Annotated in this window: 10 protein-coding genes; 7 read left to right on the top strand and 3 right to left on the bottom strand. The window is 62.4% G+C overall.

Going from position 1 to position 12,584, the window contains the following annotated elements; translation table 11 throughout:
• Positions 1–223: 223 nt before the first annotated feature.
• The 3 genes from ydcS to KGB20_RS05225 all read right to left on the bottom strand — a co-directional run bounded on the left by ydcS (position 224) and on the right by KGB20_RS05225 (position 3,977).
• Positions 224–1,375 (bottom strand): putative ABC transporter substrate-binding protein YdcS, encoded by a 1,152-nt coding sequence (ydcS, locus tag KGB20_RS05235; RefSeq protein ID WP_057716218.1) that lies wholly within the window; start codon positions 1,373–1,375, stop codon positions 224–226.
• 83 nt (positions 1,376–1,458) lie between these two features.
• A complete protein-coding gene (locus KGB20_RS05230) occupies positions 1,459–2,916 on the bottom strand; it encodes a gamma-aminobutyraldehyde dehydrogenase (RefSeq protein ID WP_223473733.1) in 1,458 nt (485 codons plus the stop codon).
• 146 nt (positions 2,917–3,062) lie between these two features.
• Positions 3,063–3,977, bottom strand: coding sequence for a LysR family transcriptional regulator (locus KGB20_RS05225; RefSeq protein WP_154947633.1), 915 nt, complete (start codon positions 3,975–3,977; stop codon positions 3,063–3,065).
• Positions 3,978–4,171: 194 nt separating this feature from the next.
• Between KGB20_RS05225 and KGB20_RS05220 the strand changes: the two genes are divergently transcribed.
• From KGB20_RS05220 to KGB20_RS05190, 7 genes are all read left to right on the top strand, one after another.
• Entirely contained in the window at positions 4,172–4,864 is a 693-nt protein-coding gene (locus KGB20_RS05220; protein ID WP_057716215.1) for a tellurite resistance TerB family protein, read from the top strand.
• A gap of 287 nt (positions 4,865–5,151) precedes the next feature.
• Positions 5,152–6,774 carry a methyl-accepting chemotaxis protein gene (locus KGB20_RS05215; protein WP_150812974.1) on the top strand — a complete coding sequence of 541 codons (1,623 nt, stop codon included), beginning with the start codon at positions 5,152–5,154 and terminating at the stop codon, positions 6,772–6,774.
• Positions 6,774–7,310, top strand: coding sequence for a chemotaxis protein CheW (locus tag KGB20_RS05210; protein WP_150812872.1), 537 nt, complete (start codon positions 6,774–6,776; stop codon positions 7,308–7,310). Before KGB20_RS05215 ends, KGB20_RS05210 begins: the two co-directional genes overlap by 1 nt.
• Positions 7,307–8,584: a CheR family methyltransferase gene (locus tag KGB20_RS05205; protein ID WP_154947632.1), complete on the top strand. Its 1,278-nt coding sequence runs from the start codon at positions 7,307–7,309 to the stop codon at positions 8,582–8,584. Before KGB20_RS05210 ends, KGB20_RS05205 begins: the two co-directional genes overlap by 4 nt.
• On the top strand, positions 8,581–9,261 hold the full coding sequence (locus KGB20_RS05200; protein WP_154947631.1) for a chemotaxis protein CheW: 681 nt from the start codon (positions 8,581–8,583) through the stop codon (positions 9,259–9,261). Before KGB20_RS05205 ends, KGB20_RS05200 begins: the two co-directional genes overlap by 4 nt.
• Positions 9,258–11,537, top strand: coding sequence for a hybrid sensor histidine kinase/response regulator (locus tag KGB20_RS05195; protein WP_154947630.1), 2,280 nt, complete (start codon positions 9,258–9,260; stop codon positions 11,535–11,537). The genes KGB20_RS05200 and KGB20_RS05195 overlap by 4 nt, the downstream gene beginning before the upstream one ends.
• Positions 11,534–12,544, top strand: coding sequence for a chemotaxis response regulator protein-glutamate methylesterase (locus tag KGB20_RS05190; protein WP_150812875.1), 1,011 nt, complete (start codon positions 11,534–11,536; stop codon positions 12,542–12,544). The genes KGB20_RS05195 and KGB20_RS05190 overlap by 4 nt, the downstream gene beginning before the upstream one ends.
• The last annotated feature ends 40 nt before the right edge of the window (positions 12,545–12,584 follow it).

The following is a 12,584-nucleotide window of genomic DNA, read 5'->3' as shown; positions in this document are numbered from 1 at the left end:
AGCGGCCCTGCCTGGACTTCTGAAAAAACTGAATCGTGTTCGCGCATGTGTGGCTGGAATACTGACTGTGGCGAGGGGGCTTGCCCCCGTTGGGCTGCGCAGCAGCCCTGAAAACGGTGGACGCGGTCTGCCAGACCGCAGTGACGGACTAGGGGAGGGCTTCGCCCTCCAACGGGGGCAAGCCCCCTCGCCACAAAAGCGTTTTTGCCACAGAAACGGTGTGTTACCTGCCGCCCATGATCGCGATGTAATCCTGGGTCCAGCGGCTGTACGGCACGAACTTGCCGCCTTCAGCCTGCGGGGTTTTCCAGAAGGCGATCTTGTCGAAATTGTCGAAACCGTTGGTCTTGCAGCCTTCGGCACCGAGTAATTCACTGCCCTTGCACGCTGCCGGCACTGCTGGCAACGAACCGAACCAGGCCGCTACGTCACCCTGGACTTTCGGTTGCAGCGACCAGTCCATCCACTTGTAGGCGCAATTGGGGTGCTTGGCTTCGGCATGCAGCATGGTGGTGTCGGCCCACCCGGTGGCGCCTTCTTTCGGGATGGTCGAGGCGATTGGCTGCTTCTCGTTCATCAGGCCGTTGACCTGATACGGCCAGGCACCGGAGGCGACCACGCCTTCGTTCTTGAAGTCGCTCATTTGCACGGTGGTGTCGTGCCAGTAGCGGTGGATCAACGGCTGCTGGGCGCGCAGCAGATCGAGCACGGCCTTGTACTGGGCTTCGGTCAGTTCGTACGGGCTCTGGATACCCAGTTCCGGCTTGGCGGACTTCAGGTACAGCGCCGCGTCGGCGATGTAGATCGGGCCGTCATAGGCCTGCACGCGCCCCTTGTTCGGCTTGCCGTCCGGCAGGTTTTCCGCGTTGAACAACACGCCCCAGCTGGTGGGCGCGGTCTTGAACACGTTGGTGTTGTACATCAGCACGTTCGGGCCCCATTGGTACGGGGTGCCGTAGGTCTGCTTGTTGACCACGTACCAGGGTGCATCCTTGAGGCGCGGGTCGAGGTTTTTCCAGTTCGGGATCAACGCGGTGTTGATCGGCTGCACACGCTTGCCGACGATCAGGCGCAGGGAGGCGTCGCCGGACGCGGTCACCAGATCGTAACCGCCCTTGGCCATCAGGCTGACCATTTCATCGGAGGTGGCGGCGGTCTTGACGTTGACCTTGCAGCCGGTTTCCTTCTCGAACCCGGTCACCCAGTCGTAGGCCTTGTCGCTCTCGCCACGTTCGATGTAGCCGGGCCAGGCCACAATATCCAGTTGGCCTTCGCCCGCCCCGACAGCTTTGAGCGGCTCGGCGGCCTGGACACTGGCGCTGGCCAGCAGCGCGGTGGTGATTGCACTGAGCAGTGCGGTCTTGTGCACGAACATTGGAATTCCCTCTTCTTTAAATTATGGTCGGGGCAGTTGTGAACGTGGTGAAGCATGCCGTTGGCGGCTTGTTATTAGCTTAGTCAGAGATGCTCGCCATGGCGGGCCATGATGTGCCGCACCACGCTGTAGTCCTGAAGCGAATCGCTGGACAGGTCCTTGCCGTAGCCCGAACGCTTCAAGCCGCCGTGGGGCATTTCGCTGACCAGCATGAAGTGGCTGTTGATCCAGGTGCAGCCGTACTGCAAGCGCGCCGCGACCTGCATGGCCTTGTCGAGGTTCTGGGTCCAGACCGACGAGGCCAGGCCGTATTCCGAGTCGTTGGCCCAGTCCACCGCTTGTTCCAGCTCATCGAAGCGGGTCACGGTGACCACCGGCCCGAACACTTCGCGCTGGACGATCTCGTCACTTTGCTTGCAACCGGCGAGCAGGGTCGGCTGGTAATAGAAGCCGGCGCCGGAGTGCACCGCTGCGCCGGTTACCCGCTCGATGTGCGGCTGGCCCAAGGCACGTTCGACGAAACTGGCCACGCGGTCGCGTTGGCGGGTGCTGATCAGCGGGCCGATTTCGTTGTCGGCATCGCGCTTGCCGGCGAAACGCAGGCTGCCGACGGCCGCGCCGAGCTCGGCCACCAGGCGGTCATGAATCCCGGCCTGGGCATAAATGCGGCAAGCGGCGGTGCAATCCTGGCCGGCGTTGTAGTAGCCGTAGGTGCGTACGCCTTCGACCACGGCCTGAATGTCGGCATCGTTGCAGACGATCACCGGGGCCTTGCCGCCGAGTTCGAGGTGGGTGCGTTTGAGTGTCTTCGACGCGGCCTGGAGAATCTTTTGGCCGGTGACGATATCGCCGGTCAGCGACACCATGCGCACTTTAGGGTGGCTCACCAGGTGGCTGCCGACGCCTTCGCCGCCACCGCAAATAATGTTGATTACACCGCGCGGCAGGATCTCGGCCAGCGCTGGCGCCAGGGCCAGGATCGACAGCGGCGTGTGTTCCGACGGCTTGAACACCAGGGTGTTGCCAGCGGCGAGGGCCGGGGCGATTTTCCACGCGGCCATCATGATCGGGTAGTTCCACGGCGCAATCGACGCCACGACCCCGATAGGATCGCGCCGGACCATGCTGGTGTAGCCCGGCAGGTATTCGCCGCTGAGCTGGCCGGTCTGGCAACGCACGGCACCGGCGAAGAAGCGGAACACGTCGACCGTGGCATTGAGGTCATCCTGACGGGCCAGGTGCAACGGCTTGCCGCAATTCAGGGCTTCGAGGCGGGCGAGATGGTCGGCGTTTTTTTCGATGGCGTTGGCAATGTCCAACAGCAGGTTTGAGCGCTGTTGTGGCGTGGTCCGCGACCAACCGGCAAAGGCGCGGTGGGCGGCGAGGATGGCTGCTTCGACTTGTTCGGTGCTGGCTTCGGCGATTTGCGTCAGGATTTCGCCGGTGGCCGGATTGATGATGGGTTCGGCAAAGCCTTGCCCTGCGACTATTTCACCATCGATCAACAAGGCGGTGAACAACGGGGTCTGCGCACCAGCCATTTTTCGGGTTCTCGTTTTTTGTGTGGCTTGTTGTGTAGACATGGCAGCGCTCCCTGTGACTGGGGCCCGGCCGTCTTATTAGATGCAACAAGACTAGTTCGCGGACCCGAGGACAACAAATACTAAATACTGAAGGTAGCGTTCGATTAAATAGATGGCTTGCGCCCGCCATGGGGTTGTTCGCGCGCGACCGTGAGGAAGGGGTCCACCAATGCCGGACGAGCGGTGCCGCGACGCCAGGCCAGGCCGACATCCAGGGTCTGGCCGAGGTCGGCGATCGGCCGCGCTTCGATGATGTCGCCCTCCAGTGACCACGGGCGATAGGTCATGTCGGGCTGGATCGATACGCCCAGGCCAGCGGCCACAAGGCTTCGCACCGCTTCGGTCGAGGCCGTGCGCAGGGTGATGCGCGGTTGCAAGGAGGCTGCCGACCACATGCGTTGGGCGTTGCGGTCCATTTCATCGACGTTCAGTTGAATCAATGGCTCGCGGGCCACGTCGGCGAGGTTGATGCTGTCGTGTTCCAGCAGCGGGTGCTGGGCCGGCAGCCATAGCCGGTGCGGCGAGCGGGTCAGCACTTCGGTCTGCAATGCGTGGCGGTCTTCGAGGTTGGACAGGATCAACACGCCGACATCGATCTCGCCGCTGACCAGCAAATGCTCGATGTACGGGCGCTCATCCTCCATCACGCGGATTTCCACGTTGGGGTAGGCGCGCTGGAAACGGGTGAGCAAATCCGCCAGGTAATAACCGGCCACCAGGCTGGTCACGCCGACGATCAGTTGCCCGGCGACCTGGTCGGTGCTCTGTTGCAGGCTGCGCTTGGCGTTATCCACCGTGGCCAGGATCAAGTGCGCCTGACGCAGGAATTGATGCCCCTGGTGGGTCAGGGTCATACCCTTGGCATGGCGGCTGAACAGGCTGACGCCGATTTCCTCCTCCAGTTGCTGGATCGCCAGGGTCAGGGTCGACTGGGAAATGAATGCGGTTTGTGCGGCGGCCGAGATCGAGCCGGTCTCGGCCACGGCGATGAAGTGACGGATCTGACGCAAGGTCATCATGGGGAAGTACCCGGTGGGCTGTTTTTATCGATTGGCGAGAGTGTATATCGTTTTTTCTGATAGGCCGGCGCAAGCGGCAAGTGGCGCATTGAGGGAGTGCAACATCTGGAAGCACTCTCGCCCACGGGGCGTGGGCACTTTCGTTTTAGGCTGGTGGTCTTGGTTTCAGGTTAAACGTCTTGTGGAGGCGGTAAATGAATACCCGTGGATTGCTCGATCAACTACTCAAGTCCGGTCAGGACCTGTTGCAGAACAAGGCCGGCAGCCCGCAGCAAAAGGGTGCGAGCGGTGGCAACGGAGGCCTCGGCAGTTTGCTCTCCGGGGCGAGTGGCGGGGCATTGGCGGCAGGCGCCATGGGCTTGCTGCTCGGCAGCAAAAAGGCCCGTAAAGTCGGGGGCAAGGTCGCGGTCTACGGCGGTCTCGCCGCGTTGGGCGTGCTGGCCTATAAAGCCTACGGTAACTGGCAGGCGCAGCAGGGCGGTGCGGCCGGTGCGCAACCGCAAACCCTGGACCGCGTACCGGACGCGCAAGTCGAGCTGCACAGTCAGGCGATTCTCAAGGCGCTGGTGGCTGCGGCCAAGGCTGACGGTCATGTCGATGAGCGTGAGCGTGCCTTGATCGAAGGCGAATTCACCCGGCTCGACAGCGATCAGGAGCTGCAACACTGGCTGCACGCCGAGCTCAACAAGCCACTGGATCCGAGCGATGTCGCCCGCGCCGCCCGCTCCCCGGAAATCGCCGCCGAGATGTACATCGCCAGCGTGATGATGGTGGACGAGGAAAACTTCATGGAGAAGGCCTATCTCGATGAGCTGGCGCGCCAGCTCAAGCTGGAGCCGGGGTTGAAGGCCGAGCTTGAGAAGCAGGTTCGCCAGGCTTCCCTGTAATCCTTCAGACTGTATTCGCGAGCAGGCTCGCTCCCACATCAGGTCTTCAGTGATCACAGATTCTGCATACACCAGAGACTCAATGTGGGAGCGAGCCTGCTCGCGATGGCGTTTTCAGCCACACCACCTTCCGAATGGTCATTCCACGGCCCCTTTCTGCCCAATCACCCCTGGCACCCATCCCGCCTTTTTTTGACGGGATGAGAAGTAGCGCGCAACCGTCTTATAAATGAAACACCGCCCTCGGCTATACTCCCCGCATTTCGAATCGGCTCCGAGGAATGACTGTGAAGAACTGGACGTTACGCCAACGCATTTTGGCGAGCTTTGCGGTAATTATCGCCATCATGTTGCTGATGGTGGTTGTCTCGTATTCGCGGCTGTTGAAGATCGAAAAAAGCGAGGCCAGCGTGCGTGAGGACGCTCTGCCAGGGTTGTATTACAGCTCGATGGTTCGTGGCGCGTGGTCCGACAGTTATGTACGCATTCAGGCCATGCTCGGCCTGGAGGAAGGGCAGAGCTTCACTGCCGAGGATGCCGCGAGCTTCAAGGGCTACGCCGAGCGGTTGAAAGAGCAGATGGAGCTCTACCGTGGAACGATTGCCGACGAAGAAGACAGAGTCGAGTTCGCCGCGTTCGAAAAGCTTCATGAGGACTACCACCGGATTCTGGCCGCGGTGATCGAGTTGTATAAACGCAACCAGAACGCCGAGGCCGTCAACATGTTCAAGGGTGAACTGACCCCGACCTGGACAGCGGGTCGAATGAAGGTCAATGAAATCCTGCGTCACAACAAGTCTGTGGCGGACACAGACATCGCGGCCATTGACGATGCAGTGCTCACAGCCAAAGTCATCATGGGTATTTCCCTGGTGATCGCGGTGCTGGCGGCCGCTCTCTGTGGTCTGTTGCTGATGCGCGCCATCATGGCGCCGATGAACCGCATCGTGAGAATCCTCGAAATCATGCGCACCGGCGACCTCAGCAGCCGCCTGAACCTGGAGCGCAAGGACGAATTCGGCGCGGTAGAGACCGGGTTCAACGACATGATGACCGAGCTCACTTCTCTGGTGTCCCAGGCCCAACGCTCGTCGGTGCAGGTGACCACGTCGGTGACCGAGATCGCCGCGACGTCCAAGCAGCAACAAGCCACCGCCACCGAAACCGCCGCCACCACCACGGAAATCGGCGCGACCTCCCGTGAGATCGCCGCCACTTCCCGGGATCTGGTGCGCACCATGACCGAGGTCTCCACCGCCGCCGATCAGGCTTCCGTGGCTGCCGGTTCCGGTCAGCAAGGCCTGGCACGCATGGAAGAAACCATGCACTCGGTGATGGGCGCGGCCGATCTGGTCAACGCCAAGCTGGCGATCCTCAACGAGAAGGCCGGCAACATCAATCAGGTGGTGGTGACCATCGTCAAGGTCGCCGACCAGACCAACCTGTTGTCGCTCAACGCCGCCATCGAGGCCGAGAAGGCCGGGGAATACGGGCGCGGCTTTGCCGTGGTTGCCACCGAAGTGCGGCGCCTGGCGGACCAGACGGCCGTGGCCACCTACGACATCGAGCAAATGGTGCGCGAGATCCAGTCAGCGGTGTCGGCCGGGGTCATGGGCATGGACAAGTTTTCCGAAGAGGTGCGTCGCGGGATGTCCGAGGTACAGCAAGTCGGCGAGCAGTTGTCGCAGATCATCCATCAGGTCCAGGCGCTGGCGCCGCGGGTGCTGATGGTCAACGAAGGCATGCAGGCCCAGGCTACCGGCGCCGAGCAGATCAACCATGCGCTGGTGCAGTTGGGTGATGCCAGCAGCCAGACGGTCGAGTCTCTGCGCCAGGCCAGTTTCGCCATCGATGAACTGAGCCAGGTGGCCGTCGGGCTGCGCAGCGGCGTTTCGCGATTCAAAGTCTGATGAGCGAAATCACGGCCAAACGCTCTGCCGTGAAGCAGGCGCTGCATGCCTTGTTTCTGGTGTTTCGCATCGGCAACGAGCGCTATGCCTTGAAGGCTATCGAAGTGGCTGAAGTGCTGCCGTGCCTGCCGTTGAAGCCCATTCCCCATGCCCCCGCCTGGGTCGCCGGGGTGTTCGCCTATCGGGGCACCGTGGTGCCGGTGATCGACTTGAGCGCACTGACCTTTGGCATGCCTGCACAGGCCCGTACCAGCACGCGACTGGTGCTGGTCAACTATCGCCCGGATGAAACCGCCGAGACACAACTGCTCGGGCTGATTCTGGAACAGGCGACTGACACCTTGCGTTGCGATCCGGCGGATTTTCAGCCCTATGGCCTGGACAATCGCCAGACGCCTTACCTCGGGCCGGTGCGCAAGGACGAGCGGGGGTTGCTGCAATGGGTGCGGGTCGGCGATCTGCTGGACGATCAGGTGCGCGCATTGTTGTTTCCCTCGCCGCCAATGGATCCGGCACTGCTGCAGGAGCGGCCATGAACAGCGATCAGCGTTTTTTCGACTTTCTCAAGGAAACCATCGGACTCGACGTGACCTCGGTAGGGCCTGCGATCATCGAGCGAGCGGTGCGCCAGCGCAGCATCGTTTCGCAAGCAGTGTCGGCCGATGAGTATTGGCACACCTTGCAGGGCTCGCGGGACGAGCAGCAGGCCTTGATCGAGGCGGTGATCGTTCCGGAAACCTGGTTCTTCCGCTATCCGGAGTCCTTCGTCACCCTGGCGAAACTGGCGAGCAAGCGTCTGGCCGAAATCAACAACCTGCGCGCCCTGCGAATTCTCAGCCTGCCATGCTCCACGGGCGAAGAACCGTACTCGATCGCCATGGCGTTGCTCGATGCCGGGCTCAAACCGCACCAGTTCAAGGTCGACGGCCTGGACGTCAGCCCGTTGTCAGTGGAAAAAGCCCGTCGGGCGTTGTACGGCAAGAATTCCTTTCGGGGTGACGACATTGCGTTTCGCGACCGTCATTTCATCGCCGAAGGCGAGAGCTATCGCCTCGATCAGCGGGTGCTCGAGCAAGTGCGCCTGCAGGTAGGCAATCTGCTGGATCCGGCCTTGCTGGCCGGTGAACCGCCATTCGATTTCGTGTTTTGTCGCAACCTGCTGATCTACTTCGACCAGCCGACCCAGAAGCTAGTCTTCGAAGTGCTCAAGTGCCTGACCCACGTTGACGGCGTGCTGTTTATCGGCCCGGCCGAAGGCGGTCTGCTGGGGCGTTTGGGGATGCGCTCGATTGGTATCGCGCAGTCCTTCGCGTTCAGTCGACAGGGAACTGCGGACCCTGATCCCTTGCCGACGTTCGTTCCTGCGCCATTGCCGGTGCCGCAACCGTTGCGCAATCCACCACCTGCGCCAGTGCGCAGCCGTCCGTTTGCCCGGGTTGCGCCGCTGCGGCCTGCACCTGCGCCTGCAACCTCCGGCTCCGACACTGCCGCGCTGCTGGCCAATATCGCCGTGCTGGCCGATGAAGGCAAAAGCGCCGAGGCGCGAGCGGCGTGTGAAAGCTACTTGCGCAGCCATGAACCGGTGGCTCAGGTCTTTTATTGGTTGGGGCTGCTCAGCGATGTGGCTGGCAATACCCTTGAAGCACAGGGTTTTTACCGCAAGGCGTTGTACCTGGAACCGCAACATCCTGAAGCGTTGATGCACCTGGCCGGCTTGCTGCAGGCCCAGGGTGACGCGATGGGAGCCAGACGATTGCAGGAGCGTGCCGCCCGCAGCGCACGTTCCGTCGACAGTGAGCGTAAACGATGATCGCCTCCGATACCTTCAGCGTCACCCGGGATGCCCAGGCCATCGACGATTGCTGGAACCGCATTGGTATCCACGGTGACAAGTCCTGCCCGCTGCTCAGCGACCATATTCATTGCCGCAATTGTGCGGTGTATTCGGCGGCCGCCACACGCTTGCTCGATCGTTATGCATTGCAGCAGGAAGATCGCGGGACTGTGTCTGTCGCGGTCGAGAGCGAGGTGAAAACCCGCTCGCTGTTGATGTTCCGTCTGGGTGAAGAGTGGCTGGGACTTGCGACCCGTAGCCTGGTAGAGGTGGCGCCGTTGCAAGCGATTCACTCGTTGCCGCATCAACGTTCCCGGGCCTTGCTCGGCGTGGCGAATGTACGCGGAGCGCTGGTTGCCTGCCTGTCGCTGGTGGAACTGCTCGGGCTCGACGGCGTCAGCAGCGTAGCCACCGGTGCACGGGTCATGCCACGCATGCTGATCATCGCCGCCGACGGCGGGCCGGTGGTGGTGCCGGTGGACGAAGTCGACGGGATTCACGCCATCGACGAGCACATCCTCGATACCGCATCGCGCTCAGGTGCTCAGGCCAGCGCCAAATACACCCGTGGCGTGTTGCAATTCAAAGGTCGCAGCCTGCGTTGGCTGGATGAAGAGCAGCTGTTGTGCGCCGTGACCCGGAGCCTCACATGACCCCCGAGCAAATGCGCGACGCTTCGTTGCTTGAGCTGTTCAGTCTGGAGGCCGAAGCCCAGACCCAAGTCTTGAGCGCCGGCCTGCTGGCGCTTGAGCGCGACCCGACCCAGGCCGATCAACTTGAATCGTGCATGCGTGCCGCGCACTCGCTCAAGGGTGCGGCGCGGATCGTCGGTGTCGACGCCGGAGTCAGCGTCTCCCATGTGATGGAAGATTGTCTGGTCAGCGCCCAGGAAGGCCGCCTGTTGCTGCGCCCCGAGCATATCGATGCGTTGCTGCAAGGCACCGATCTGCTGATGCGCATCGCCACACCGAGCAACAACCCGGAAGTCTCGGACATCGAGGCCTATGTGGCGTTGATGGCGCGGTTGCTGGACCCGGCGGCCCCGCTGGTTGCGCCTGCCGCACCGGTGATGGCCGAACTTCAGCTCGAAGCACCCGCGCCGAAGGTCGAGTCGCCGGCGCCTGTCGTCGAACCGCCATCGGCGCCAGCTCCACACAAGACCAAACGCACCACCGAAAACGGCGAACGTGTGCTGCGTGTCACCGCCGAGCGCCTGAACAGCCTGCTCGATCTGTCGAGCAAATCCCTGGTGGAAACCCTGCGGCTCAAACCGCACCTGGCGACCATGCAGCGACTCAAGCGCATGCAGAGCAACAGCCTGCGCGCACTGGAGAACCTCAATGTGCATCTCAAGGATCACGCCTTGAGCCTGGAAGCCCAGGAAGCCCTTGAGGATGCGCGGCGCTTGCTCGCGCAATCCCAGCAACTGCTCATGGAAAAGAACGCCGAACTCGACGAGTTCGCCTGGCATGCCAGCCAACGGGCGCAGGTGTTGTACGACACGGCGCTGGCCTGTCGCATGCGGCCCTTTGCCGATGTGCTGACCGGGCAAGTGCGGATGGTCCGGGATCTGGGGCGCGATCTGGGCAAACAAGTGCGCCTGGAGATTGAAGGCGAAAAAACCCAGGTCGATCGCGACGTGCTGGAAAAGCTCGAAGCGCCGCTGACTCACCTGTTGCGCAACGCGGTCGACCACGGCATCGAAACCCCGGAGCAGCGCCTGCTGGCCGGCAAGCCGGCTGAAGGTTTGATTCGCCTGCGCGCGTCCCATCAGGCCGGTCTGCTGGTGCTTGAACTGAGCGACGACGGCAACGGCGTGGACCTGGAAAAGCTCCGTCGCAGCATCGTTGAACGAAATTTGTCCCTCGCGGAAACCGCCGCTCAGTTGAGCGAAGAGGAATTGCTGACGTTCCTGTTCCTGCCCGGTTTCAGTCTGCGCGACAAGGTCACCGAGGTGTCCGGTCGCGGCGTCGGCCTGGATGCGGTGCAGCACATGGTCCGGCAGCTGCGCGGCGCGGTGGTGCTGGAGCAGACGGCGGGCGAGGGCAGTCGTTTCCACCTTGAGGTGCCGCTGACCCTGTCGGTGGTGCGCAGCCTGGTGGTGGAAGTCGGCGACGAAGCCTATGCCTTCCCGCTGGCGCACATTGAGCGCATGTGCGACCTGGAGCCGGCGGATATCGTGCAGGTCGAAGGCCGCCAGCATTTCTGGCACGAAGGCCGGCATGTCGGCCTGGTGGCGGCCAGTCAGTTGCTGCAACGTCCGGCCAGCCAGAACAGCGGGCAAACCCTGAAGGTCGTGGTGATTCGCGAGCGCGATGCCATCTACGGCGTGGCCGTGGAGCGGTTCATCGGTGAGCGGACGTTGGTGGTGCTGCCGCTGGACGAGCGTCTGGGCAAGGTGCAGGACATTTCCGCCGGGGCCCTGCTCGACGACGGTTCGGTGGTGCTGATCGTGGATGTCGAAGACATGCTGCGTTCGGTGGAAAAACTGCTCAACACCGGGCGTCTGGAGCGCATTGCCCGTCACAGCAATCAGGTGGTCGAGGCGGCCCGCAAACGAATTCTGGTGGTGGATGATTCCCTGACCGTGCGAGAGTTGCAGCGCAAGCTGTTGCTCAATCGCGGCTATGACGTGGCGGTTGCGGTGGACGGCATGGATGGCTGGAACGCGCTGCGTTCGGAGGATTTCGATCTGCTGATCACCGACATTGATATGCCGCGCATGGACGGCATCGAACTGGTCACGCTGCTGCGTCGGGACAATCGCCTGCAATCGCTGCCGGTGATGGTGGTGTCCTACAAGGATCGTGAAGAGGACCGGCGCCGTGGACTGGATGCCGGGGCCGACTATTATCTAGCCAAGGCCAGTTTTCATGACGACGCCTTGCTCGATGCAGTGGTCGAGCTCATCGGAGGAGCGCGGGCATGAGGATCGCAATCGTCAATGACATGCCCATGGCGGTGGAGGCCCTGCGCCGCGCCCTGGCTTTCGAGCCGGCCCACGAGGTGGTCTGGGTCGCCGGCAATGGTGCCGAGGCGGTGCGCCAGTGCGCGCTGGACACACCGGACCTGATTCTGATGGACCTGATCATGCCGGTGATGGATGGCGTCGAGGCCACGCGGCGGATCATGGCCGAGACCCCGTGTGCCATCGTCATCGTCACCGTGGATCGCCAGCAGAACGTGCACCGGGTGTTCGAGGCCATGGGCTACGGTGCGCTGGACGTGGTCGACACCCCGGCCCTCGGCGCCGGCAATGCCCAGGAAGCGGCGGCGCCGTTGTTGCGCAAGATCTTGAACATCGTCTGGCTGATCGGCGACAAGGGTAACCGCCCACGCCCGGTGCCGGCACCCTTGCGCAGTTCGGGCTCACGCCAGGGCCTGATCGCCATTGGCTCATCCGCCGGTGGGCCGGCAGCGCTGGAAGTCTTGCTCAAGGGGCTGCCGCGTGATTTCTCTCCGGCCATTGTGCTGGTGCAACACGTTGACCAGGTGTTTGCCGCCGGCATGGCTGAATGGCTCGGCACTGCCAGCGGCCTTGATGTGCGCCTGGCCCAGGAGGGCGAGCCGCCGCAAAGCGGCAGGGTATTGCTGGCCGGCACCAATCACCATATTCGCTTGTTGAAAAACGGCACGCTGGCCTACACCGCCGAACCGGTCAACGAAATCTACCGGCCCTCCATCGATGTGTTCTTCGAGAGCGTGGCCAGTTACTGGAGCGGTGACGCCGTGGGGGTTTTGCTCACCGGCATGGGGCGTGATGGCGCCCAAGGGCTTAAACTCATGCGCCAACAGGGCTACCTGACCATCGCACAAGACCAAAACAGCAGTGCGGTGTACGGCATGCCGAAGGCGGCCGCAGCCATCGACGCTGCCGTGGAGATTCGCCCGCTGGACAAGATAGCGCCACGATTGCTGGAGATTTTCGCCAAATGAGCACCTTTTTCCTCATTCCTGGCTCAGGTAGTACTCAGGT

Origin of the sequence: Pseudomonas sp. BF-R-30 (genome assembly GCF_019956175.1) — a bacterium.
Lineage (GTDB): Bacteria > Pseudomonadota > Gammaproteobacteria > Pseudomonadales > Pseudomonadaceae > Aquipseudomonas > Aquipseudomonas jessenii.
The sequence above is the reverse complement of the archived record's forward strand: the minus strand, read 5'-3'. Positions and strand labels throughout refer to the sequence as shown.

Coding starts and splice junctions, on each gene's coding strand:
- KGB20_RS05220 (WP_057716215.1), top strand. CDS start 4,172: ATGAATACCCGTGGATTGCTCGATCAACTACTCAAGTCCGGTCAGGAC.
- KGB20_RS05230 (WP_223473733.1), bottom strand. CDS start 2,916: ATGGCTGGTGCGCAGACCCCGTTGTTCACCGCCTTGTTGATCGATGGT.
- KGB20_RS05205 (WP_154947632.1), top strand. CDS start 7,307: ATGAACAGCGATCAGCGTTTTTTCGACTTTCTCAAGGAAACCATCGGA.
- KGB20_RS05195 (WP_154947630.1), top strand. CDS start 9,258: ATGACCCCCGAGCAAATGCGCGACGCTTCGTTGCTTGAGCTGTTCAGT.
- KGB20_RS05225 (WP_154947633.1), bottom strand. CDS start 3,977: ATGATGACCTTGCGTCAGATCCGTCACTTCATCGCCGTGGCCGAGACC.
- KGB20_RS05190 (WP_150812875.1), top strand. CDS start 11,534: ATGAGGATCGCAATCGTCAATGACATGCCCATGGCGGTGGAGGCCCTG.
- ydcS (WP_057716218.1), bottom strand. CDS start 1,375: ATGTTCGTGCACAAGACCGCACTGCTCAGTGCAATCACCACCGCGCTG.
- KGB20_RS05210 (WP_150812872.1), top strand. CDS start 6,774: ATGAGCGAAATCACGGCCAAACGCTCTGCCGTGAAGCAGGCGCTGCAT.
- KGB20_RS05200 (WP_154947631.1), top strand. CDS start 8,581: ATGATCGCCTCCGATACCTTCAGCGTCACCCGGGATGCCCAGGCCATC.